Here is a 26,617-nt window from a genome sequence, read left to right as displayed (position 1 = left end):
TTGGTGAAAAAGACATTAGTTTTTTATGATGAACGATTTCCATATGATGGTGTCAGACCTGCTAATAGTTGGTTGGAACAATTAAATGATTCATTTGAGGTGGTAAATGCGAAGCAATTGCCAGAAGCATTAGGCGATCATCAATTCAATAGTTACATGCATTTACATGGGCCATACTTTCCAAAAGAAGCATGGCCGGATTTATTAGCTTTTTTCAAAAAAGGACATGGTTTACTTCATATCGGAGGTGCTCCATTTCGCAAACCTGTGCACCTATCGGAACAAGGAGAATGGAAGGTAGAAAGAGCACAAACAGCTTATCATCGTCAATTACAGATACATGAAGTATTACCGGTTGATGAAGCCCCCATCGAAAAATTAGCTGCTGATAAGAAGATACCGGTTATGGAAGGAAAAGAGTCACTTTTTTCGGTTGAGCCGACACATAATCTGATCTTGCATGTAACACGTTTTCGCGATCGCCCAGAAGAAAATGGCACCAGTGGCCCGATGGATGCGCATATATATCCACTGTTGAAAGGAATTTCCCAAGATAATCGAGAAGTAGCTGCACCGGCAGTATTAGTAGAAAATACGAAGGGTGATTTTGTTGGTGGCAGGTGGTTATTGATCAATCAAATGGTTGATGATCGGTTTTGGCAAAATGGTGGATTAGAGGCGATTACGGAATGGGTAGCTTTCGTTGGAAAAGGTGTGACGGAAATCTGGCTAAAACCAAATTATGCAACATATGAGCCAGGTGACAAGGCGTCCATTACGATTCAAATCGAGAGAATGGTTCAGCAAACAGAGGAATGGCAATTTGATATGACAATCACACACGAATCAGAATTAGTCTGGTCAGGGAGTGAAACAATAACAGCTACAGATGAACTAGAATTTTTGCGGATACCTGTAGATGTACCTATTCAAAAAGGCCAGTACCTCATTGAATGTCATGCTACTTCTAAGTCAGGTGAAAAGCGTATTTTTACACAAGGCTTCTGGGGAAATGATCCGAATTTATTACAGCAGGGAAGTGTGATGGAAGCTAGAAGAGACTACTTTTGGAAAGATGGAAGAACTTTTCCAATAGTTGGGCAAACCTATATGACTTCTGATGTTGCACGTAAGTTTATCTTTATGCCAAACGTAGCAGCTTGGGATCAGGATATGGCTACGATGAAAGAGGCAGGGATTAATTTTATTCGCACAGGGCTGTGGACGGCATGGCGCCATATGATGTTTATCGATGGTCACCCATCTGAAGAAGTATTGCGGGCGATTGATGCTTTTCTACTTACTGCTAAAAAGTATGATATCGAAGTAACCTTTAATTTCTTCGCTTTTACACCTATTGCCTATGAGGGTGAGAATCCGTATCTGGATCCTCGTAGCGTAAAAGCACAGAAACGATTTATTCGTGCATTGGTAGCAAGACATGTAGAAACAACCAATGTGCAATGGGATTTAATTAATGAACCGTCGATGTTTGATCCGAAGCGCTTTTTCCAAGGTCCACGCTCGGCACAGGATCGTTTTGAGCATGCCGCATTTGTGAAATGGTTGCATGAAAGGCACGAATCGATTACGAAACTTCAGGAGCGCTGGGATATGACACCAGAGGAATTACCGAACTTTGAGTCCGTGAAATTACCAGAACAGGAAGAGATCAATTTTGACATGGAGGATATGAAGCAACCGAAGCAAGGTCTGCGTTGGCTGGATTATACGTTATTTACGATGGATATGCATAATCAGTGGGCAGAAGAACTAACGGCAAAGATTAAGTCGATTACTTCCAAGCAATTAGTAACGGTCGGTCAGGATGAAGCATTATACAGTCAGCGACCGACACCTTTTTTCTATCAGGAAGCTGTAGATTATACAACAGTCCATTCATGGTGGTTGATGGATCAGCTTGTTTGGGATGGTATTTTCACAAAAACCCCATTTAAACCGAATCTGATTCAGGAAACAGGAATTATGTATGTGGAAACAGCAGACAGTAAAGCGAAACGATCAGAAGAAGAGTTACGTAATATATTGGAACGGAAATATGCTTATTCCTTTTCTACTGGTGGGGCTGGTGCTGTACAGTGGTTGTGGAATACGAACTTTTACATGAATAATACCAATGAATCCAATATCGGTGCACTGCGAGCAGATGGTACACAAAAACCGGAAGCAGATGTCTCGTATGATTTTGGAAGATTTATCGGTGAAATCCGTGATTTGTTTGTTGATCGTCAATTAGAAAAAGTTGCCGTAGTGTTTCCTTATTCAAATGACTTTTCCAATCGTAAATTTGCTTTTGACGCTACGACAAAATTAACGAGGGTACTTGCCTATCAAATGAATGTACCATTTCGAGCAATGGGTGAGTATCATCTGGAGGCATTGGAGGAACAACCGCCGAAATTATTAATTGTACCTAGTGCCCATAATTTTAGCAAGGAAGCAACCGAGAAAATATTTCACTATGTTAAAAAAACCGGTGCAACCCTTTTATGGACAGGGCCATTAGGGCTTGATGAGTACTGGAAGCATTCACAGAAGTTAACAGAACAATTAGGAGATTATCAATTATCTAATGTTGTACGTGAAGAAGTATTAACGATTGATGGTATTGATTATCCCGTTTCGTTCGGTGATCGCAGAATCGGAGAAGTAAATAAAGAAATAGCATGTAAAAATACTAATCTAGTAGAAATAGCAATAGGGAAGGGTACGTTGTTATGGTCTCCACTGCCAATTGAATTGAATGAGCGAACGGATGTGTTAATAGCTTTATACCAAAAAGCATTAAGTGGTGCAGGTGTAGAAGCAGAACTAGAATGGCTTGAAGGTGGTGATCTTCCGGGGATCTATGGAAGGAAATTGGCTTTCCGAGATGGATATCTGTATACATTTGTTTCTGAGTATGCCGTTGATAGTCACGTAAAAATAAAGGACCCAGCAACTGGGAAAGTATATCAGTTTATGTTGGAAAAAGAACGATCTGCTTTATTTGCGACAGATAAACAAGGAAATATTCAAGCATCCTACCGAGAGTTGAAAATAAAGACTTAAAGTTAAATGCCCCATCCTAATGTTGGCCGGGGCATTTTTTTATAAGTATAAAATCAGTGTAATGACTGCGTTAAGCCAAGTAGTTATGTTGAAATGTTTGATGTATATTGGCAACGCTCCGACTAATTACTTCGCTTTCCGCAGGCACGGCCTCAACTAACTTTACAAAGAAGAACAATTTGCAAAGTGGATTTTCGGCTCGCGCTATTCCCGCAGGAGTCTCCGTAATTAGACTCCGCTATGAGAAGGTGCAACAATTCTTGTCATAAGTAATAGGTTGACTTTTTTCACAATGGACCGTTATCTGTGGGTATAAAAGCAGCTGAGTTACTCCATGCTATCGTTGTAGAGACTGATAATAGCGAAGGCCGTCCACTTCCACTCCAGTGGGAATTGTTTGACCTGAAGATCCACTTTTTTGAGCGGGTTTTTGCTCAAAAAAGTTAGCTGAAGGACAAACCCCACGGAAAGGGAAGTGGGCAGCCGGAGTGGTGCTCAAGCAGTTGATATTATTCCATAATAACCACTAGAGGAAGCGTAAATCTAAGCATTCTCTCCTAAGTTTTGTCGCAAAAATAACTAATCGTTCTCTTTCTTAAAAACATTAGAAATAATGATTAGAATGATGCCAATGATTATTGCAGGCATAGAGAAGGAATACACACTCGCAGGTACATCTTGAATGATACCTAATGTCTCGTTAAACATAAAGCCTAGAATAAATATAAGAAAACCTAACCAAAAAATTACTTTGCCGAACAGAGTATGTTTTGTCATCAAATTCCCCTTTATAAACGCAAACTCATTTTTAGTTTAACATATTTCTATTTATAAGAGCTTGACCTCTGTTTTTTCATCATTTTCCTCTGATATTTGGAATTACTGAATCCGCTTTCTCTGATATAATCGTGTTTACGGAGGGAGGCGAGTAGGTTGAGCTAAGCAAACTTTATTATACCAACAAATGTAAGCGTTTACTAAGATTGTGTGGTATGAAAAGTTTCAAAAAATTAGAGGAGTGATTATTTGGGAAATCGATCGTTCACAAAAAAAGTATTTAGTTCAATCACAGCAATGACTTTACTTCTATCAGGTGCAGCAAGTGTATCAGCAAATGAACATAACACAAACGACCAAACGGATGCAACAGAAGGTATCCAGTTAGAGAATTTAGACAGAGGTTTAGTAGCTGCTTCTACCTCTGAAGGTATTTATTTAAGCTGGCGCCTTCTAGCAAATGAAGTATCCGGATATTCAGATAATGGTCTAACAGGTGTGGATTTTAACGTATATCGCAATGGTGAAAAACTGGCAACAGTTGAGGATAGTACGAATTATTTAGATACGGCAGGTTCCTCTGATGATCAATATGTCGTCCGTGCAACAGTAGATGGAGAAGAAATCGATGAGAGTAAAACAACTATTCCATGGGATGAAGGCTATTATGATTTACCTTTACAAAAGCCAGCGGACGGTGAAACACCGGTCGGGGAGTCATACACGTATCATGCAAATGATATGAGCGTTGGTGATGTGAATGGTGATGGTCAATATGAATATGTCGTAAAATGGGAGCCGAGCAACGCTAAGGATGTATCACAGGTGGGTTACACAGGCAATACCTACTTAGATACCTATACTTTTAACGGAGAATTACTTTATCGAATTGATTTAGGCGTTAATATTCGCTCCGGAGCACACTATACGCAATTTTTAGTTTATGATTTTGATGGGAATGGTAAGTCGGAAATCATGTTTAAAACTGCCCCTGGAACAAAGGTAATTAAGTACGATGAAGCTGGCGAGGTAGCTTCGGAAGAATATATTACAATGCCTGGAGAAGATATCGAAGCAGGATTTAGCCACGATGATGATTACCGGATGAGTAGCGATGATTATTATGAGCATGTTGTTGATTTATTTATGAGTTGGCATGACCAAGAAGAAGTAGAAAAAGGTGACTGGCCAGCTACTTTGGAAGAAGCTTTTGACATGGAACCGCAATATGATTATCCATTATCTAGAGAGGACGCAGAGAGTTTAGCTGATTACTTCATGGATGAATATGCCCCGTCACGGAGCGGCAATAATGATCTTCGAAACTTCGAGGGCTTTATTTTAGAAGGACCAGAATATTTATCCGTGTTTGACGGTGAAACAGGAGACGAGTTAGAAACGATCCATTATAAGCCGGCACGTGAGGACGATGGATTGAGATGGGGAGATTATGCGATGTCTCGTATTGAACCAGGAAATCGTGTTGATCGTTTTCTGGCTGGAGTCGCCTATCTAGACGGAGAAAATCCGTCAGCCGTTTTTGCGAGAGGATACTATACGAGATCTACCATTGTTACTTATGATTGGGATGGAGAGAGTTTAAAGGAAAATTGGTATGTAGATAGTGGCTGGACACCAATGAGTAATCCTTTTAATGATGGGCCTCATGGTGTAGATGGAACAGATGAAGAGTTTGGAACGATAACAACACAAGGGTTCCACTCTTTAAGTGCAGCAGATGTCGATGGAGATGGCAAGCATGAAATTGTTTACGGTGGTGCAACAATCGATCATGATGGATCATTGTTATATAGTACGTTCGCTGAAATGCCAGAAGAAGGAGCAGCGGAGGGTATGGCACGGTTAGGCCATGGTGATGCAATGCATGTAGCTAACATTGATCCAAATCGGCCTGGTTTGGAAATGTTCATGGTATTTGAAGGTGGAGCTTGGGCACCATATGGCTACGCACTCCGTGATGCAGCAACTGGTGAAGTGATTTATGGTGATTATACTGGTCGCGATACTGGGCGTGGCATGATTGGTGACGTACTTCCTGATGAACCTGGATTAGAAACATGGGCAGTCGGTATGCATACAGCAGATGGAAGAGAAATTGCCGATAGCTGGCAAGGTATTCCGGGAACGAACATGAGCATTAGGTGGTCGGGAGATATGACAACTCAAATCATTAACGGTTCCAGAGATCAAACACCAACAATTGACCACTGGCAAAAGGGAACAGTTCTAACTGCTGAAGGAACGAGAACGAACAACTGGACAAAAGGGAACCCGAGCTTAGTAGCTGATATTTTTGGAGATTGGCGAGAAGAATTACTTGTAAGAACGGAAGATAGCTCAGCAATTCGAATCTACTTAAGTACAGAATTGACGGATCGCAAGCTTTATACGCTAATGCATGATCCTCAATATCGAGCTGAAGTAGCTAGACAAAATACGAGCTATAATCAGCCGGCGTATACGAGCTTTTATCTCGCTTCTGACATGGATTGGTCTCAAGTACCAATAAGAGATGTTTGGCTTCCGATCGATACATCAGCTCTGCAGGATTTAATGGATCGTTATATGGAGACAGGTGATTTATCTGGTCCATTAGCGAAGCAATTGACAAATACGTATCGACAAGCAGTTCATCATTATGAAAAAGGTTCAATAGATCAAGCAAGTAAGTTTATTGAAAAGTATTTAACTCAAATCGAGAAAAGATCGATGCAGAAGCATATAACAACAGATGCCAAAGAAGCATTAGTGGAAGCAGTAGAGGCTTTTGGTGAGCGGTTAAATTAATAGACAGGGAGAGAGTGTTTGCTCTTCTCCCTTCTTCTCTCAAAATAAAATGATTATTGTTTCATCATGCAAGTACCCTAGTAATATAATCTTCCGAACATAACTGATCTACAATCATTTCAAAATCACGTTCTACACTATGGAAAAAAATATATTCTTCTGCATCGATTGTTCTCACCAATGTCTTTAAATCCCGATTATCAGGATGTGATTTATAAAAAGGTGATTTTTCATCCTGATAAACACCAGTTTTTATTTCGTGAAAGCCAGCTACTTTATCTAATAATAGATAGATCCCCGTTTCTTTTTTTCCCTCATAGATGGTTACACGCTCACTGTGCATCAGTGCAGCTAATTCATTGATTTTTTCTTTCCGTATGTTATCAGGATTTTGGAGATAACTTTGTAAATGCTCCATTAATCCATGATCGATCACAAAGTTTCTATCAGGAAGTGCTTGATAGAGCAAAAATAACAAATCACAGGCTTTTCCAGAGATCGTAATCGGAATCTGATAGCTTTCAGATGGATCTTTTACTATCGACAAGATATTGTGGATACTTTTCTCATAAGGCATGGTTTGAGTAGCATGCCCACTATCTATCAATGCGATATCATAAGAAAGCATAGCAGGTGTATCTGTTACTAATAGCGGGGAAGCAAGTGCGATATCCCCGGAGAAAAAGATAGATTGCTCATTTATATAAAAGCTGTACCATACACTTCCGAGCATGTGTCCACTATAACCCCAAATGAATGAAAGACTGTCTGATATAGTAATCGACTTCCCTCTTGTACATTTGTCAAAAGAGCGAAAACGCAAAGCATCTAGTGATGTACCTTGCCATTTTGGTATGATGTTTTGCAATTGCTGTAGACTGGCTTCACTCATCCATACGTCACCCTGGTAGCCCTTTTCCGCTAATAAGGGCAGTGCACCAATGTGATCGTTATGAATGTGAGAGATAAATACTGCTTGAATCGATTGTGCTATTTCTTCTGTAATGACTGGATATACTTCTGGGTTTCCATTTCTGACGCCGCAATCCAGCATAATGCGTGTGTTGGTTGCTTGGTCTGTTACTAAAAAGCAGTTTCGACCATATTCTCGTACTCCTCCAAGCACGGTTACATCAATCATTAGTTTGTGTGTAACGCCTTTCGTTGTAAGAGTTCAATCAGAAAAATGCAAATTACCGTTAATAATACTGTGATTACTGCCATTGCCATTCCTTTTGATACATCACCTTGTTCAAACTGGCTATAAATAAAGGTGGCACTAGTTTCCACTGATGGAGGGAGAATAAGTAAAGAACCAACTAATTCACGCATTGAAATAATAAATGTCATCATCCAGCCTGCTAATATCCCTTGTCCCAATAGCGGTAACCATACTTTTAATAAAATCATCCAGTAGTTGTGAGCGAAAACCGCATTGGAATGGTGAATAGATGGATGAAGTTGAGACAATGCTGATTTCGTATATTGAACAGAATAAGGTAAAAATAGCACAATATAAGTAACGATAGGCATCCAGTTAGTATTATAGATAGTTGCTGGAAGCCATCCTGCATTCCAGAATAGAATCAGGCCAACGACAAAGACAATACCAGGAATGATATTGGACAATAGACTTGTAAAATCAAGGAACTGTTGTGACTTCTTTTTAGCATCTCTAATATATAGTGCTGCACAAAATCCGATAAGAGCGGCTATAGTAGAAGCAACAAAGGCAAAGTTAATACTATTCATAAGCGCTGTGAAGCTAGATGAACCAACAGTGAATAGCTCAGCATAGTGACTGAGTGTTACATTACTTAAACTGAGAGGCTCTCCACGAACTTTTAATAGGGAAGTAGCAATGATTGAAAAGTAGGGTACACCAATTGATAGCCCGATGATAATCAGTACATATCCACTAGAAAAGACTCGAATCAATAGTGAATCTTTCAACTGGTTAGAACTCATCGATTTACCAGAATGGGTGCCAAACGTATATTTACGACTAATTACATTTTGGATATACCAAATCACCATACAGACGCTTAGCAATAGTAAAGATAAGCTGGTGGCTGCTGATATATTAATCGGCCAACGTGATAAATAGGCATGAATCTCTGTTGTAAAAACGTCATAGCCAATTCTTTTTCCAAAAGTTGCAGGTGTTCCGAATTCAGCTAATGTTTTGATAAAGACGAGTAAGGCTGCCATCACATAGCTTGAAATCAGTAATGGTAAAATCACTCGGATCCAGTTCAAGACAGGGTTACCACCATAAATCATTGTTGCATCTTGAAAAGAACCGTCAATTCTCATCAGTGCATTTTTCAGCATTAAATAAAGAAAAGGATACAGGTGCATGCTCATAATAAAGACCATTCCAGCTACACTGAAAAAGGTGAATGGTGCCTCTGTAGTAAAGATTTGCTCATAATAACCATTGTGTTGCATAAACAAAATCCAACCCATTGAGCCAATATATGGTGGTGTCATAAAAGGAATGATAAAGATAATATCTAACCATTCATTTTTGACCAGGAAGGTTTTGGTTCTGATAATAGCAAGCGGAAGCGCTATACATGTTGTAAGTGCAATGACATATACACCTAGTAATAGAGAATTTTTCATGGTTTGAACAATGCTATTATTTTGTAGAACCGATAATAATGAGTCAAAGGACAACGTGCCATTCTCAAAAAAAGTATAGCCGAGCACCGCAATAAGTGGTGCTACAGCTAAGATAGTAAGTATGATAAACAACGCCGTAAAAGGGGCATGTCTACGTAGAATCATACGTATTCCTCCATTATCTTACGTCATCACGTAGAAGTTTTAATCCATGGATGTGAACTTGTTTAATGTTTCTACCTGTTTTTCTTCGATATTATCCAAGTCTAATGGAAGTGTAGGTATATCACTTAAAGGAGCGCGGTTATTCAATTCAATCTCATTATTACCAGGTAAAATATAAGCATCTGCAACCAATTGTTGCGCAGTGTCAGATAAAAGGAAGTCTATATATTCTTGCGCACCTTCTACATTGTGGGCATCTGCTAGTATACCGGCAGCACGTGGGCTGATAACTGTGCCACTTTCCGGATAGTAAATATCAACTGGTTCGCCACTGTCTTTTGCTTTATAAGTCATATAATCTACTGCAGAAACAGCGACATCATTATCTCCTGTGATAACAGAGTTTAACGCTTCTTTGTTCGCTCCTGCTATTAGTAAATCGTTGTCTAGCCAGCTTTGAATCGTGTCCCAACCATCATCATTTTGATTCGTTAAGCCATATAGAAAATCAACAGCTGAACCAGAAGAAGTAGGGTCAGGCATTGCGACACGTCCTTGCCACTCTGGATCGCTAAACTCATCCCAATCTGCGTCAAGTGACTCCACTTGATTCGTGTTATAAGCAACACCAAGAGCGGCAGCACTATATCCATAATAATAATGATCAGGATCGCTCCATTCAGGGTTCATGCTTTCACCGTTTTCTGATTCATAAGCTTGAAGTTTACCCTCGGATTTTAATCCTTCCATTGATGGAACAGAAGCAAGTAGAACAACATCAGCAACTGGATTATTTGCTTCTGCTTCTAAACGAGATAGAATTTTTCCTGTAGTACTTTGGAACATTTCGACCTTGATACCTGTTTCTTCTTCGAAAGCTTCTTGAATATTTTCTGCAAGCCCGCCTGGCCCAGCAGAATAAACGGTAATCGTATTCTCATCAGTAGAAGTGTTATTTTCTGCACCTGAAGCTTCCTCAGAGTCAGCTCCACAAGCACTTAATAGTAATGCGGAAGTAAAGATTCCTGCCATTGCAGTTCGTTTTAATTTTTTCATAGGTTACGCCTCCTGTTTTCTTAAAGAATGAATATTATTTTCTTCGACATAAAGCTTAATTTTAGCGCCTTGTTCATGCGGATGATGGTCATAAAATTTCCACAACTGACCATTTGTTTCGACAAAGATGACATAACGGTCACCTTCATACGTACTTTTTTTCACAACCCCCGATCTTAATGTTGTATTTGTATGTGGATAAAGATGAACATTTTCTGGACGAATCATTTTCTCTTTATCCTCTACCCAGTTGGTCTTGCCAATGAAGTTTGCTACAAATGGATTGGCTGGAGTATGATAGATTTCTTCAGGTGAACCTGTTTGGACAACCTCTCCAGTATCCATCACAATCATGCTGTCTGACATCGCCATTGCTTCTGTTTGATCATGTGTGACAAAGATCGCTTGTGCTCCAATCGATTGAACAATGGCTAAAATCTCCTCACGCATCTGTTCACGTAAGATTGCATCGAGTGCGCTGAGCGCTTCATCGAAAAGGATAAGTTTCGGACTAATGGCAATAGCTCGGGCCAGTGCAACACGCTGTTGTTGTCCTCCTGATAATTCCCCAGGTTTCATGGCTGCCTTTGCATCTAGTTTTACTTTTAACAGGGCGTCGTGAACAATATCAGCTCGTTCAGACTTGGGTACCTTTCCTCGCAGACCAAATGCAACATTTTCAAAGACTGTCATGTGTGGCCATAGCCCAAAATCTTGAAATACCATGGCGATTTGGCGCTTGTTTGGTTTTACATTGATTTTCTTTGATTTAGAAAAGATGGTCTTGTCATCGAAAAAGATGTCTCCAGCTGTAGGTTCTGTCAGCCCTGCCAACATTTTTAATAATGTTGTTTTGCCACAACCTGATTGACCGAGAATCGTAACAAAGGTGTCTTCTATCGTAAGATCAATCGGTTTTACTGCTTGGATATTGCCATATATCTTCTCGATGCCTTTTAAGCGAATAATCATGTTATCCTCTCCTCATTTTCACCTCACTATTAAGTGTAGAGAACAATTGTTTAGAGAATATTAACTAACTGTTAACATTAAATTAAAAAGAATCTGATAAAATCAACATATTGTTAGAGAAAATCTAAAATACTTTAGGAGGATAAAGTGAATATTCAAAAATTACATGTCTTGATCTCATTAGTAGAAACGAGAAAAATGACGGATACAGCCAATTTACTAGGTTTATCTACGCCTACTGTATCTTTCCATATTAAATCATTGGAGGAAGAGTACGGCATTAAGCTATTTCGTACCAATGCGGGAGGGTATAGACTGACAGATGCGGGAGAGATGCTCTATCATTATGCCAAGCAATTGAGTCAAATCAATGATGCATTAGAAAAAAGTGTGGAAGATTATAAGAATGGGGAAAACGGCTCGATTAAACTAGGGGCAAGTGGTGTACCTGCCCAGCTTTTTATGCCGGAGTTAATTCACCAGTTGGCTGAACGGTATCCGCGTATCAAGGTATCATTGGATGTTAAAACAGCCCCAGAAATAGAGAAAAAACTACTATTTCAAGAACTAGATTGTGGGTTAGTAATGGAAACGGGAAATAAGGAGCCAGACCTTGTATATGAACCAATCACGAGTGATAAAATTGTCTTGGCCTTTAGCAAGACACATCCTTTTGCTGGGAAGGAAGGCTTAGGCGAAAGTGATTTATCTCATCAAACATTGCTCGTGCATAGGTTATCAAGTTCAACGGGACATTTCTCCAAATCATGGTTGCAAGAACAAAAGCTACAAATGGAAATGATTCAACTAGATTCTGTTTCGACGATTATTAAGATGCTGTCTTACGGGAAAACCGTAGCACTGATTTCGAAAAGATTAATAGAGAAAGAAGATCATTTAGCATATATTGAATTTCAAAATCCAGACTTAGAAAGACAAATTCATTTTGTTTACCATCGTAACCTATGGATAAGTGGCCCGTTTCGGTATTTTCAGGAGCTTGTTCTGGGGTTGAGTGAGAGTGCAGAAATCACTAACTGATAGGAACTTAGTCATTCCATTTTAAGCCTTCAGTAGACGGTTAGAAGGTACAAAAAAGACGGGAACAGCCATTCATCTCCCGTCTTTAATCGTATGTCAAAAGATCTTTAATATAGTCTGTATGTTTTGTAAAATCATATTGTTTGTATAACTCACTTGCTAATCGATTCGGACTTCCGAGAAAAAAGCGTTCATATTGGGTCTGTCTACTGCCAAATGAACTCATTGTTGCATCCCAAGCTAAGCGAAATAATTGCACACGATCTTTTGCTTCTAGTGTGGCACTTTGCAAATATTGATCTAGGTCGTCTCTAATCTCGGACTCAAAATCGGCTTCGGTTGGAATAGACACAAGCCCACTAGATCCTAATAGTTGGACAATTTCAGCTAGTCGAGCATATACTTTTTGAAAAGTAGAGGTCGCTACTTGTAATGGAGTGAGTTCTGGACGCATTAGTTTAAATTCGTCTCTTTTTGCATTGGTTTCTGCTTTGATTAATAAGGCTTCCATCGTTTCTAGTGCTGTTATCATTTCAGCCATCATTTCTTGAACATGGGGATATTCACTAATATTAATGGTATTGACAATAGCCTTTGCCAATCCCAACATAAATTCTGTTTTAATAACCTGTCTGCTAACTATTTGATGTAAAGTAAAGGGGGCAAATCCACTTGCATTCTTAAAGGTGTTGGATACTTCGATATTGTTATAAAAGAATACTCTTTCCCATGGGACGACTACATCATCAAATACCACCATGCTATCTGATTCTTCAAACCGAGAGCTTAGTGGATAATTATAAGTTGACTCGCCTCCAACAAAGGAATCTCTGCTAATGAATTTCAATCCTTTTGTTTCACTTGGAATGGAAAAAGCAAATGCGTAAGCTTTATCAGAGATACCGCCAGGAGAAAAGACAATTATTTCATCGGTAATGCCACCTTGGGTTGCTAGTAAGCGAGCTCCTTTAATGACAATTCCTTCTTCATTCTCGGCAACCACTTTCGCTGCGATTGGTTCGTCAGTGTCTTCAAAGTAAAGTTGTGATCGATTAACTTGTGGGCTTATAAATGTATGTGTAAAAGAAAAATCCTCTTCTCTTGCCTTTTCATAAAAATGAATTAAATGTTGGGGGAAGCAATTTTCTTTACCATTCAATAGTTGAGCCGAAGCAGCAAAAGTCATTAAAACAGTATTCATATAATCAGGACTCCTGCCAAGCATACCTCCACTCATCTTCGCCCACTGTTGAATCATTTTTCTGCGTTTTATAAGGTCTTCCATTGTGGTTGGCTGTAAGTAAGAGGTACCAACTAAATCTCCTGTTACAGGTGAAGGATAGGTCATGATGTCTTTTTTATGTTGTAGGTCGTAAAGGGTGGCCTGACTGTTAATGATCCCTTTAAAGGCAGGATGTTCAAGAATGTTAACAACTTTTTTTCCATTGTGCCAAAGTGCTACTTGTCGTTTTTTTATTCGATTTCGGTATTCTTCCCCTGTTATTGCTGGCATACTGCTGCACCCCTTATCACAAAAATAAACTTACATTATTATATTTTTGAGGGAGGAATATGTTCCAGTTAGCAAATAGATGAAAACAGGTATTGAAAAAGGGCAGTAGTCCGGCGAATAGTATGTGTTTCATGAATGGTTATAATTGAAGGTAAGCGGGACATTCCCTTTTTATACTGACGATTTCAATACCTTAGACTTAGGTATTATTGCACTTCCCATATGATAGGTAATTCGATATGCTAAAATTACTTTCTAGAATAAAAATAGAGGAGGAATAGCTTTGGCAGAGAAGGTAAATGTGTCTTTACGAAATCAGTCATTTTATATCGATTATTCCCGTGGGTATGAAAATAGCCGTGATATGCAACATTATCATCTTCATCAGGATTATGAGATTTTTTATTTGCTTGAAGGGGAGAAAATCTTCTTGATAGATGGTGAGAAATATGTAGCAAAAAAAGATACTATGATGCTGATTAATAAAAACATCCTACATAAAACCATCGTTAATGATCATAACTATCAACGAATCGTCTTGAATTTCCGTGATTGTTTTCTTTTGGAAGCTGATCAAATCCTTCTTTCTACTTTGTTTAACAATGGCCCTCATCTGCTCTCTGTAAAGAACCCAACCATATTTCAAACCATATTAGAAAAGATGTTAGAAGAATATTTCCTCGATCATCCTGACAGTGATCGTTACTTACAGTTACTTCTGTCACAACTTCTAATGGAATGTGAACGACTGATCCGAAGTCAAACTTCTATAGAACATGCAACTGTAAATCGTCATCAACATGCATTAATAAATGATATGATCACCTATATCAATGAACGTTTCCATCAAGATATCACATTGTCGATCCTTGCTGATGCGTTTTTTCTTCATGAGCAATCGATAAGTAAATTATTCAAGCAATCTATTGGCTGTAGTTTTACAGAATACTTGAATGCGGTACGGATTACCGAAGCGAAGAGGTTACTAACGGAAACAAAGCTGAAAATCAATCAAATTACGAGGAAAGTTGGCTATACTAACCATGTTCACTTTTGGAGAATCTTTAAGAAATTCACCGGTATGTCACCAAATAACTATCGGCAACAAGAAACAACGAAATGTAAGCGTTTCAAAAACAAAGCATAAAAAAATGTAATCTAGCGATTGATAAAATAAAGTTAATCAATGATGGAGGTGAATGCTGAAATGAAAAACTTGAAGAAAGTAAGGAACATATGGATGATTGCAATCATCATGATCTTACTGGTTCCATTGATGGAAGTTGATATGGTACAAGCAGAAGAAGCTGAAGACGAGAAAGTACTTGCGTTCCCTGGAGCAGAAGGCGGAGGGAAATACACATCTGGAGGAAGAGGTTATGATGTGTATGAAGTCACAACAACAGAGGACTATGGCGTAGGGGAAGAACCGATCGAAGGATCACTGAGAGATGCGGTAAGTGAAGATAATCGTACGATCGTTTTTCGTGTGTCAGGTACTATTCATTTGGAACAACCATTGCGAATTAACAGGAAAAATCTGACGATCGCTGGGCAAACAGCACCTGGGGACGGTATTACCGTAGCAGGCTATGGTACAGATATTAGTAATTCAGAAAATATTATTATCAGATATATGAGATTTCGCCCAGGTAGTGCTAATATTCACACCGAGTTTGATGCATTTGGCGGACGAGATATAAAAGATGCCATGATTGATCATGTTTCTGCAAGTTGGGGGATTGATGAAGCTTTTTCTTTATATCGAAATGAAAATACCACGGTACAATGGAGTATGATAAGTGAGAGTCTATTAATCTCTGGCCATTCGAAAGGCAGACATGGCTATGGCGGAATCTGGGGCGGACATAATGCGACGTTCAGCAATAATCTAATCGCAACTCATATTAGTCGTACGCCAGCACTTGGTAATGGTGGCAATACGATTCATCCAGTAGCAAATGATGAGCTTGTTAATAATGTTATTTATAATTGGGGATTTAATTCTATGTATGGAGGGGAAAACCAGCGGAATAACATTATGAACAACTACTTTAAGCCGGGTCCGGCAACTTATGACAATGTCAGCCAGCGAATTATCAGTCCTGGCCGTGATGGTGAACCAGGCTGGTTTTATATTGATGGCAATGCAATGCATCATAATGAAGCTGTCACAGCTGATAATTATTTAGGGGTAGAAGATGTTAAAGAGGATGTTACCTTTGGAGACGAACCTTATCAAGTTGCCTATCAGGATGAGTTAAATGTGAAACCGGCAGAGGAAGCATATGAGCTCGTGTTAAAACGAGCGGGTGCTACTTTGCCGAAACGAGATCCAGTAGATGCACGTATCGTTAACGATGTCCAAAATGATACAGGTCGGATCATTAACAATGAATGGGAGGTAGGTGGTTTCCCGGAAATGAAATCAGAAGAAGCGCCAATGGATAGCGACCATGATGGAATACCGGATGTGTGGGAGATAGAAAATGGACTCGATCCTGAAAATTCAGAGGATGGAAAAGAGATCACGGAATCTGGATATTCTCATTTGGAGCTGTATCTGAATTCCTTAGTAGATATGGAACACGAACCAGAAAATCCGGATGTAGCGTTAGTTTCTCCACGTGTAAATAGTATTCATGAGACAAATAAGGATATCACGTTTAACGTGAAACTGGAAAATAAACAAGACATTGAGAAAGTAGAATACTATCGAAATGATCAAAAAATCGGAGAAAGTACAGGAAAGTCATTCTCCTTCACATGGGAAAATGCTCTCGAGGGAACATGGTATGTCTCTGCTAAAGCAATTGATAAAAACGGAAATGCTACCCAAACTACATCTACTCCTATTTATGTGAATACGAAAAACCAATCTGGTGAATGGAAATCGAAAGATATCGGAGGGGTTGCGGTTAAAGGTAACGCTAGTCTTGAAGATGATGCTCTAACAGTAAAAGGCACCGGTCGTATAATCGGAGATCAAGATCAATTTCAATTTGCTTATCAAAAATTGAAAGGTGATGGGTCTTTAACTGCAAAAGTTTCTAGTATCACCAAATTAAATAACAATGCGATATCTGGTTTAATGGTAAGAGATCAACTATCACCTGATGCTAAAACAGCGATGATCAGTACTTCTGTTGTAAAGGCAGACCGTCAAGATACATTGTATGCGATACATTTTTCATCGAGAGATGAGAAAGGAGCAGATATCATCGCACCGGGTGAACACGATAGACCGGAAGAAAATGGCGTTCCATCACTATTAAACACTGATATTCCATATTGGTTAAAAATCGAACGAGAAGGTAATCAGATGACAGGATATGCATCTGAAGATGGAGAAAACTGGGTAGAAGTTGGTCAGCAGCAAATCAATATGTCCGACAACATTTATATTGGATTTGCAGTTGATGGCTCCCAAAACCCTAATCAATTAATCCATTACACTACAGCGAACTTTACAAATATCCAATTAGAAACTGATCAATAAGGGATAGGGAAAACTCTGTGAAATAAACCATGCCACTGATATTTAGAGGTGGTATGGTTTTCTCTTTTACTTTGATTTCAAAGGGTTCGCATATGTAAATTTATGTTAAAATAGATTTAGAAATACAGACACTTTTCGGACAAAAGGAGGTACACTAGTGAGTTCTAATACTAAATTACCCTTAACAGATGTTGAAAAATCAAAACTTAGAAGATCCAAAGTGAAAATGAGTGAAGTACATACTTTCAATAAAGAACAGATTGCTCAGATGCTAGATATTTCAGTTGACAAAGCTAAGAATCTAAAGGGGTTAGCTGATTTTCAAAGTGTTCCTTCAGTTGGGGATAAACTAGCTAAAAGGCTAGTTTATCAATTGAATATCTTTTCGTTATCCGAAATCAAGGAAAAGAATGCTGTAGAACTTTTTGATCAATTAGAACAAACCCTAGGTGTTTGGATTGATTCTTGTGTGGAAGATCAAATTCGTTGTGTCGTTAACTATGCAAATGATCCTAAGAGTAATAAACAATGGTTTGATTTCACTGAAGAAAGAAAAGCCTATCGTCAAAAAGTTGGATTTCCTGAAGATAGACCTTCTAAGGCTTGGTATGAGTAAAAATGATTTTGTTTATCCATTTTGGTTTACGAATAAATTTAAGTTGAGTTTATAACAGGAAGAAGGCATTAAAATCATGGAAAAAATAATGGTTGTAGGAGCCTCTGGTGTTCTCGGAAAATTAGTTTGTACGGAGTTATTAAGGATATTTGAAAATCACATCCATTTAATTGTGACCAATAATAAAGCTGAAAGAGGAAAGAAGTTAGCTGACTCATTTAATGGAGACATTCATTTTCAGTATTTAGATGTAAATATGGAGGAAAATGTTAATCAAGTTGTTAAAAATGTTGATATTGTCATCATTTTAGTAAGACAGAAAATGCCTAATATTCAACTATCATGTATTGAAAATAGGATCTTATGTGTAGACGTTACACCATTTTATGAATTTGCTGAGAAAGTAATGGAGCTAAATGAAAGAGCAGAAAATAATCATACAGCTTCGGTTATTATGTCAGGTTTTTTTCCTGGATTATCTGGTCTAATGGTAAAAGCAGCTGTTTCAAATTTTCAAGATGTAACGGAAGTGAATGTCGGATTACTCCAGAATACCAATGCTAAAGCGGGGTTATCAGGAATATTAGACATGTTGACGATAATTGCTCAACCAGTAAAATTTCAAAACACAGTTGTAGCTGGTTTTTCTAAAAAAAGAAGTATGGACTTTTTTACTATTAAGGAAAAAGAGGTAAGATTAATCTACCATTCAGAAACAATGCTGTTGAAAGATAATGTTACTGCAGAGCCCATTAATTATTGGACTTCCTGGAATAAGGAAGCTTTTAATAAACAAGTGTCTTTACTAAGAAAAATGGGCTTGATTGGGAGTATGCATAAGGTGAATAACAAATTGCTTTCCATGGTAGTCAAACATAACCTTAATAAAAATGAACAAGCTTTTCTTACAGTTGAGGTAAAAGGAATAGTCGATAACAAAGAAAGAATAAAAATATTTTCTTTATCTACTTTTTCTGATTATCATACAACAGCAATGGTAACAGCGGCATTGGCAAAAGTAGTTTATCACAAAAATGTAAAAGGTGTTGTTTGTCCATTTGACATTACAAATGTAGATGAGTTGCTATCGATCATCGATTGCTCTGAAATAGTAGTAGAGGAAGTAGTAAAATAAATATGCCATCATCGCTTTCAACATTAAATAAAGAGAATGGACAAAAATAAATGTACGGAAACCCGGACATTCAAAAAATCAGCATAGATTTTCGCCCTTCTTGGATAACTTTCTTTTTTAGCTTGTATATGCTACTCTTAACCTGAGTTGGTATCGCTTACAATTTTAGTTGGATCCATTATCAAGCTTAATCTTGCATATACATTATATGGAGAACTATGAGTGTAAGTGAAAGTCGGTTATCTGTTTTAAAACTAATGCTCAAAGAAGGTGCCGTGTATGGAAATGAGAGGGATTTGGGGTGTTTTTTACATAATTTCGCTTTGGTTAACTCGTATGGCCGGTATAAATTTTTTGTGGTTTTGCTTTAATTTACCTGTGGCAATGGTCGTGTATAATCTGTTAATGGTCAATGATATAGAGGAATTATTCATTTTTCTAGGGCTGTTATTTATTTTAATGCCATTTGTTACTTTTCCTGCTACTACAGCTTTATTTGCAATAGTTAGAAGATGGATTATAGGTGAAGAAATAAAAATAATAAAGGGATTTTGGGAATATTATAAAAAAAATTATTTCGAAAGTTTAAAAGGTGGGATTTTTCTTACATTAATTTGGTGTTCCATGCTATTTTATTATTACATCTTAAAGTTCCATTCTCTTGAGATATTCACCTATTTATTTTACCTTTTGCTTGCCCTGTTATTTGTGTTTACTATTCACTTCTTCTCTATTACAGTTCACTTCCATTCACGAACACTGACTGTGTTAAAGCATGCTATGTTATTTACAGTCATTAATCCAGTTTTGACAATGGAAATTATCGTGGTAAGTGGCTTACTTATTTATTTAAGCAGTACTTACTTTTCATTTCTTATTCCGTTTTTTATCGGTTCTACCATTGCATTTGTATCCTTTATGGGCTTCTACAGGTTCACTTCCAAATTGAAGATTGTAGAGTAACATCATGTATGAATATAAACAACAAACACATTCATTTAATTTAGGCTGTTCCAGTCGTTAAGACAGCTTTCTATTCTACTGGAAGGGCCTATTTTTTGTGGCTTCTTTCCATTAGACCAGTGGAGCACTTCTCTCGTGGAATAGTCTAATTATGCTCTATCCAGCGTTGTACTCCCTTGATAGAGCAACATTTATTAAAAAAAGACAAAGAAATAAAAAAAGTATTATGTCCAAAATTCAAGAAATAAAAAGAGTATTATTGCAGGAAATATTACAGCTCGTTACAGTTAAATCATACTTTATGAACAATTATGTAAGCGTATCCATTTAAGCTGAGGAGGGGGATCTAAATATGGAGAAGGCTAAAGAATTAGATGAACTTGCATTAAAGGGGGAGAAATCGAAAAGTAAAATAAAGAAGTTTTTTTCGCAAATTGCAAAGGATAAATATCTTTATTTGTTAGCACTACCAGGACTTATTTATTTTCTTCTATTTAAATATGTACCTATGTGGGGGATTACTATTGCATTTAAAGATTTTTCTCCTTTTTTAGGGTATGTAGAAAGTCCATGGGTAGGTTGGCAGCATTTTCAAAGGTTGTTTGGAAATCAAGACTTTTTTATGTTATTACGAAATACCTTAGCGATTAGCTTTTTGAATTTAATCTTCTTTTTTCCTTTACCAATTATTCTGTCACTTTTATTAAATGAAGTGAGAAATCAATTCTATAAACGGACAGTACAATCGATTGTATATTTACCACACTTCTTATCATGGGTTATTATTGCTAGTTTAACCTTTATGCTCTTGTCGAAATCTGAAGGGGTTGTAAATCAACTGTTTGTGTTTTTTGGGTTCGAGAAATTTGATTTTCTCACCAATTCAGATATTTTCTGGTTCTTACTTACAGGACAGTCGGTTTGGAAGGAAGCTGGTTGGGGAACCATTATCTTTTTGGCAGCTATTGCCGGAGTAAATACCGAGCTTTATGAAGCCGCCAGAATTGATGGTGCTAATAGATTTCGCCAAATTTGGCATGTAACATTACCGGCGATTCGAAATGTCATTATTATTTTACTAATACTGCGCTTAGGAGATGTGATGGAGGTAGGATTTGAGCAAGTGTTCCTTATGTATAATGGTGCTGTTTCCGAGGTGGCAGAGGTATTTGATACCTATGTGTACCGAGTCGGTATACAACAAGGTCAGTTCAGTTACAGTACAGCAGTAGGTTTGTTTAAATCGTTTGTAGGGTTGATTCTAGTAGTGATAGCCAACAAGATGTCTAAAAAATTCGGTGAAGAAGGTATTTATTAGGAAAGGAGTGTAAGAGAATGATTAAAAAAAGTTTAGGCGATAAAATATTTGATTTTTCCAATCTGATTTTTCTGGGAATCATCTCTATTGTGACGATCTTTCCCATATATTACGTAGTCGTGGTGTCCTTTACAGATCCTATTGAATACTTACAAAAGAACATGGTTCTCTTCCCGGAAAATTGGTCATTAGCATCCTATGAATATTTACTTTCATCCGGAGCATTTGTTCAATCATTGGGTGTCAGTACATTCTTAACTGTTGTAGGTACCACATGTAGTTTAGTAATCACTTCATCATTTGCTTATGCCTTATCAAGAAAGAAGTTTAAAGGTAGAAAATTTATTTTATTATTAGTTTTATTTACGATTTTATTTAATCCTGGCATTATCCCTAACTACTTGCTAGTTAAAGAGTTAGGCTTAATCAATAGTTTATGGTCAGTCATTTTAGTCTCATTATCCAATGGCTGGTTTGTGATTTTAATGAAAGGATTTTATGACAGTATTCCCGATACGTTAGTGGAAGCAGCCACTATCGATGGATGTAATGATTTTACAGCATGGATCAAAATTATTTTACCGTTATCACTGCCGTCGATAGCAGCATTTGGGTTGTTTTTTGCCGTGCAATATTGGAATCAATATTTCAATGCCCTGTTATATTTAAATGAATCAAGTAAGTGGCCCATCCAAGTATTGCTGCAGAATATGTTAATTGATGCATCCAGCAGTAGTTTAGGGGATGTCGACCCACTTCTGCAGCCACCACCAAGTGAAACATTAAAGATGGCTGCAGTTGTTATTGCGATTGTACCGATCCTTATGATATATCCATTTCTACAAAAACACTTTGCTAAAGGGGTGATGATTGGATCGATTAAAGAATAAATAAGGTATCGGTATGAATAAAAAAAGTTCAAAAATAGGAGGGTTAATATGTTAAAAAAAGCTTTGCTTATGTTAACGGTATTGTTCTTATCCATTTTAGTAGCGTGTAGTGGCAATGATGAAGAAAGTAGTGGCAATAATAATGAGAATAGTAATGAAACGGAAAATGAAGAAAATGGTGAAGAAGAAGCTGCAAATGATGCTGATCCTGCTGAGGTAAGGATTATGAGTCACTTCTTTAGCCCCACACCGCCTGAACAAGATGGTGAAATAGAGCAACTAATTGAAGAGGGAACCAATACTGATTTGAGTATTGAATGGGTTTCAGCAAATAACTATGAGGAAAAATTTAATGTTATGTTAGCTTCAGGTGACTTACCAGACCTAATGTTAGTACCAGATCCATTTAGCCCGGTTTTTCGTCAAGCTGCACAGCAAGGTGCTTTTTGGGATGTTTCTCCCTATATTGATGATTACCCAAATATAAAAGAAGGTATTGCTGATATCGCTTGGGAATTGACTAGTATGGATGGAGCAAATTATGGTATCCCACGTCCACGGCCTTCTGAAGGTGAAACATTCTTCTCTTTAAGGAAAGATTGGTTAGATAATCTGGGAATGGAAATCCCTGAAACATCAGATGAGTTATATGAAGTAATGAGAGCATTCACTCATGATGATCCTGACCAGAATGGTGAAGACGATACCATTGGTTATGCAGGCTATGTTAACCCAACAGATATGGGGAATATGGGAGTTTTTGAAGGTATCTTCACCGGCGCTACCGGTCAATGGAAAGATGTAGATGGTGAACTTATCCATACATCCTTATTGCCAGAAACCCGTGATGCTATTGAATTTCTAAGTAATGCTTATCAGGACGGATTAATTCCAGAAGATTTTGCATCACTTCAGAATAGTCAGGCACAGGAAATGTTTAAAAGCGGGGAAGCTGGTATGATAAGTGAAAAAGCAGGTGCTTTCCAAGAAGTATATGACACATTAAAGAGTATCAATCCGGATTTTGAGTTTACTAGTCTGTATCCACTACCAGAAGTGAACGGATATAATCCAGCAGGACCAGGGTTTGCTAGTGTTAACGTAATTTCGAAAAGTGTACCGGAAGAAAAAATGAAAAGTATATTGCAAATGATTAATGACTGGATGGAAGATGATGTATTCCAATTACATCGCCATGGTATTGAAGGTGTACACCACACTGTTGAAGACGGAGAAGTAGTGATTAATACAGAGAAGGCACAAGAAGACGCGATTGGTGATTTTAACCAAATCGTATATGTGTCTGATCCTTACGCAAGCTCCGTAAAAGAAACCTTCCCAGAAGAAGCTAAAGAGCTGTACAAGGAAATTCAAGATGCCAGAGAAGAGACTAGTGTGCCAGATGTAAGTTTAGGTTTATATTCTGAAACTGCTCAAACATATTTACCAGAGCTAGAGAAAAGCTTACAAGACTTAAAAACAAAGATTATACTAGGTTCAGAGACAATCGAAGCATGGGATAGCCTTGTTGAAGAGCTTGAGCAAGATCTAGACATGCAAGCAATGACTGATGAAATGAATGAGGCTTATCAAGCGCGTTAAAAAATAGAGTTAAAAAAACTCTCTGCTAATATACTAGTAGAGAGATTTTTTTATAGTAATAGGTATGCTAAAATAATGAAAACGCTTTTATGAAAAGGGGAGAAACGGAGGATATAAAGGAATGTCTAATGATGTAAGTCTCATTTTATGCAGAAGGAGGAAAAATGATTGAAGCAAAAACTAAGAAGTTATCGGACTTATATTGCTCATTTACTATTAAACAAGAATTACCGCAAAAATTTAATTGTCTTTTTATTCGTTACAAGTCTTCCAGGCATTATCTTTACGTTTGTATTATTTATTGTCAGTAAAACGCAAATGGAAAATGAGTTGCATGAAGTCCATGAAAATTATTTAAATAAAACAATTGAAACAATTGATGAGCATTTAACTAATATTGAGCTGTTACTCGGACATTGGGCATCTGACTCGAATTTCATGAATACGTATAATAGTGTGGATGTCGTAACCGAATATGAAAGTGTGCATCGAATTTATAATACATTATTAATTATGGAAGGGTCTAACCCTTTAATTGGAAGAGTAGAATTATTTATCAATGAACCTCAGCCGTTAGTTTTTTCGAAAAATGGCTATTTTCACTTAACAACAGATGAACAAAAAGAAAATTATGAACGTTTATTACATGAATATGATCGAAATATTTTTTGGACTTCAGATTTAACACCAATTGAATCAGGATATGAAAGCAGATATGCTCCGATTAAATTAGTACATAAACTTACTACCTTAAACTCCCCTGAATCAGCTTCTATCATTGTTTTTCTTAACAAAGAAGCATTACTAGAATTAATTAAATCTCCATATGATGAAGGTTCTGTTTTTATTCAAAGAAATGAAACAGATTGGATTTTTACAGAGGATGGCCGAAGGAATTTAACTGTTCTTGAAAATGAAGTATTAACTGAATTAAATCAGGATGCCTTTTTAAACGAGCCTTTTGTATTAGAATGGGATGGGCTTCGATATACGGTCACATATGATTCGATTTCGCGGTTACAGGAAGAGTGGAAATATATATCTGTTGCGCCTTTATCAACGATTACCGAACCAGTTGTATTTATTTCTAAGTTATTTCTCATTATTAGCCTCAGTATGTTGTTCATTGCTATTATTTTAACTATTTTTGTTTCGAATAAACTGTATGCACCGGTAAAAAAGCTATTAGAAAAAATGAACCGAAATCGCGACAGGGAAGCCATTAGTGAATTTGAACTAATAGAGCAAGCGTGGGAGAATCTGTCAACGGAAAGTGAACAGCTACAAAAAAGGATAAAAGGACAGCTTCCTTATTTACGTCAGGGCTTCTTATTACAATTAATCCAAGGATTTTTCTATTCTTATCCTGAGCGGACCTTAATCGAGCGGATGGAACATTTTGGATGGGCAGTTAAACATCATCATTATATCTTAATGTATATTCAACTGTTTGGCTTTTCCAAAATCAAGGATAAGTTTGGAGAAGATGAAGGGCTTATTACGTTTGTGGCTAGTAATATTACCGAAGAACTGATGCAAAACGCAAACATCCAAGCAGATGTCATTAATTTTCACGATCTGTCTTTAGGTATATTTATTACTTATGATAATAGCAACTCTTATAATGAATTAAAAAAAGAGCTTGTCGATATAAGTAGTGAACTGATTAAATATACCAATCAAATATGCCAGATGGGCGTATCCATTGGTATCAGCAGAAGAATTGAAAGTATTAAACAGATTCATAACCATTTTGAAGAAACGAAAAATGCCTTGAGTTTTCGCAATGTCCATGAAAATAATCAAATCATTGAGATTGAAAAAATGGATTATTTAACGAAGAAAAACGAAGCTATTGATTATCCTTTTGATATCGAAAAGCAAATATCCCAATCTATCAGGTTAAGGGATAAAGAAGAGACGAAATGGTTATTGGAAGCATTTTTTCAATCGATTAATTCTAAGTATACAAACGAAGCACTCTTTAAACAAACTACATTTCAATTATTAGGCAGTATTCTACAGGTTGCGATGCAATCCGGGTTAATGAACGATTTTGTCTATAAAGGGGCTAATTTGTATCAGCAATTGAATGCGATTAAAGATATGGAAGAAATCAATCACTGGTTTGAAGTGAAAGTAATTGACCCGATGATTGATGAGTTGTCACAAAAGAAAAATCAAAGATTACAAATCATCGTCGAGAAAGTCATTGAATTACTAGAAGAAAATTATATGAATGATATCTCATTAGATGAGTGTGCTGAACAAGTAAAATTGAATCCATCTATTTTAAGTAAAGTATTTAAAGACATCACGGGTTGGAACTTTATTGATTATTTAACTAACATTCGCTTAAACAAGGCAAAGGAAATGCTGATCGAAACAGATTTGAAAATTAATCAAGTATCACAAAATATTGGTTATCGCCATAGTTATTTTAATCGCCTTTTTAAGAAAAACGAAGGGGTTACTCCGAGTGAGTATCGCTCGCTTTATCGCAAAGTTTAGTAATCAATATAAGACAAATTTATAAAAATAGTCTTATGTACAATCAAAAAT

General features: G+C 37.3%; 18 protein-coding genes. 12 read left to right on the top strand and 6 right to left on the bottom strand.

The annotated features are described in order from the left end of the window. Positions 1–3: 3 nt before the first annotated feature. Positions 4–3,072, top strand: coding sequence for a beta-galactosidase (locus tag D569_RS0100915; protein WP_018930511.1), 3,069 nt, complete (start codon positions 4–6; stop codon positions 3,070–3,072). 579 nt (positions 3,073–3,651) lie between these two features. Here D569_RS0100915 and D569_RS0100910 read toward each other — a convergent pair. Next, positions 3,652–3,849, bottom strand: a complete 198-nt coding sequence (locus tag D569_RS0100910; RefSeq protein WP_018930510.1) for a hypothetical protein — start codon at positions 3,847–3,849, stop codon at positions 3,652–3,654. A 297-nt stretch (positions 3,850–4,146) separates the two neighbouring features. On the opposite strand from D569_RS0100910, the gene D569_RS0100905 reads away from it, so the two are divergent. Next, a complete protein-coding gene (locus D569_RS0100905) occupies positions 4,147–6,657 on the top strand; it encodes a rhamnogalacturonan lyase (protein ID WP_051084492.1) in 2,511 nt (836 codons plus the stop codon). Positions 6,658–6,721: 64 nt separating this feature from the next. On the opposite strand, the gene D569_RS0100900 is transcribed toward D569_RS0100905, so the two are convergent. Genes D569_RS0100900 through D569_RS0100885 form a run of 4 tightly spaced genes read right to left on the bottom strand, consistent with a single transcriptional unit; the run spans position 6,722 to position 11,478 of the window. Further along, positions 6,722–7,798, bottom strand: a complete 1,077-nt coding sequence (locus D569_RS0100900; protein WP_018930508.1) for an MBL fold metallo-hydrolase — start codon at positions 7,796–7,798, stop codon at positions 6,722–6,724. Further along, complete coding sequence (locus D569_RS0100895) at positions 7,798–9,450, bottom strand: ABC transporter permease (protein WP_018930507.1); 1,653 nt, start codon at positions 9,448–9,450, stop codon at positions 7,798–7,800. The genes D569_RS0100900 and D569_RS0100895 overlap by 1 nt, the downstream gene beginning before the upstream one ends. A gap of 39 nt (positions 9,451–9,489) precedes the next feature. After that, entirely contained in the window at positions 9,490–10,506 is a 1,017-nt protein-coding gene (locus D569_RS0100890) for an ABC transporter substrate-binding protein (RefSeq protein ID WP_018930506.1), read from the bottom strand. Between the two features lie 3 nt (positions 10,507–10,509). Next, positions 10,510–11,478: an ABC transporter ATP-binding protein gene (locus D569_RS0100885; RefSeq protein WP_018930505.1), complete on the bottom strand. Its 969-nt coding sequence runs from the start codon at positions 11,476–11,478 to the stop codon at positions 10,510–10,512. 147 nt (positions 11,479–11,625) lie between these two features. On the opposite strand from D569_RS0100885, the gene D569_RS0100880 reads away from it, so the two are divergent. Further along, the gene (locus D569_RS0100880; protein ID WP_018930504.1) at positions 11,626–12,519 is read left to right on the top strand and encodes a LysR family transcriptional regulator; all 894 of its coding nucleotides are present in this window, start codon (positions 11,626–11,628) and stop codon (positions 12,517–12,519) included. Positions 12,520–12,604: 85 nt separating this feature from the next. On the opposite strand, the gene hpaB is transcribed toward D569_RS0100880, so the two are convergent. After that, positions 12,605–14,032: a 4-hydroxyphenylacetate 3-monooxygenase, oxygenase component gene (hpaB, locus tag D569_RS0100875; RefSeq protein WP_018930503.1), complete on the bottom strand. Its 1,428-nt coding sequence runs from the start codon at positions 14,030–14,032 to the stop codon at positions 12,605–12,607. A 283-nt stretch (positions 14,033–14,315) separates the two neighbouring features. Between hpaB and D569_RS0100870 the strand changes: the two genes are divergently transcribed. From D569_RS0100870 to D569_RS0100830, 9 genes are all read left to right on the top strand, one after another. Next, positions 14,316–15,179, top strand: a complete 864-nt coding sequence (locus tag D569_RS0100870) for an AraC family transcriptional regulator (protein WP_018930502.1) — start codon at positions 14,316–14,318, stop codon at positions 15,177–15,179. Between the two features lie 60 nt (positions 15,180–15,239). Then, a complete protein-coding gene (locus D569_RS0100865) occupies positions 15,240–17,531 on the top strand; it encodes an Ig-like domain-containing protein (RefSeq protein WP_018930501.1) in 2,292 nt (763 codons plus the stop codon). Between the two features lie 157 nt (positions 17,532–17,688). Beyond that, a complete protein-coding gene (locus tag D569_RS0100860) occupies positions 17,689–18,147 on the top strand; it encodes a helix-hairpin-helix domain-containing protein (protein ID WP_018930500.1) in 459 nt (152 codons plus the stop codon). A 76-nt stretch (positions 18,148–18,223) separates the two neighbouring features. Beyond that, positions 18,224–19,282, top strand: a complete 1,059-nt coding sequence (locus tag D569_RS0100855) for a saccharopine dehydrogenase NADP-binding domain-containing protein (RefSeq protein WP_018930499.1) — start codon at positions 18,224–18,226, stop codon at positions 19,280–19,282. A gap of 279 nt (positions 19,283–19,561) precedes the next feature. Further along, positions 19,562–20,245, top strand: a complete 684-nt coding sequence (locus D569_RS0100850) for a DUF624 domain-containing protein (RefSeq protein ID WP_018930498.1) — start codon at positions 19,562–19,564, stop codon at positions 20,243–20,245. Between the two features lie 352 nt (positions 20,246–20,597). Beyond that, positions 20,598–21,563: an ABC transporter permease gene (locus D569_RS0100845; RefSeq protein WP_018930497.1), complete on the top strand. Its 966-nt coding sequence runs from the start codon at positions 20,598–20,600 to the stop codon at positions 21,561–21,563. A 17-nt stretch (positions 21,564–21,580) separates the two neighbouring features. Beyond that, positions 21,581–22,453: a carbohydrate ABC transporter permease gene (locus D569_RS0100840; protein WP_018930496.1), complete on the top strand. Its 873-nt coding sequence runs from the start codon at positions 21,581–21,583 to the stop codon at positions 22,451–22,453. Between the two features lie 48 nt (positions 22,454–22,501). Beyond that, on the top strand, positions 22,502–24,055 hold the full coding sequence (locus D569_RS0100835) for an extracellular solute-binding protein (RefSeq protein ID WP_018930495.1): 1,554 nt from the start codon (positions 22,502–22,504) through the stop codon (positions 24,053–24,055). Between the two features lie 168 nt (positions 24,056–24,223). Beyond that, positions 24,224–26,566, top strand: coding sequence for a helix-turn-helix transcriptional regulator (locus tag D569_RS0100830; protein ID WP_018930494.1), 2,343 nt, complete (start codon positions 24,224–24,226; stop codon positions 26,564–26,566). Positions 26,567–26,617: the final 51 nt, after the last annotated feature.

This window comes from Gracilibacillus lacisalsi DSM 19029, assembly GCF_000377765.1.
Lineage (GTDB): Bacteria > Bacillota > Bacilli > Bacillales > Amphibacillaceae > Gracilibacillus > Gracilibacillus lacisalsi.
The sequence above is the reverse complement of the archived record's forward strand: the minus strand, read 5'-3'. Positions and strand labels throughout refer to the sequence as shown.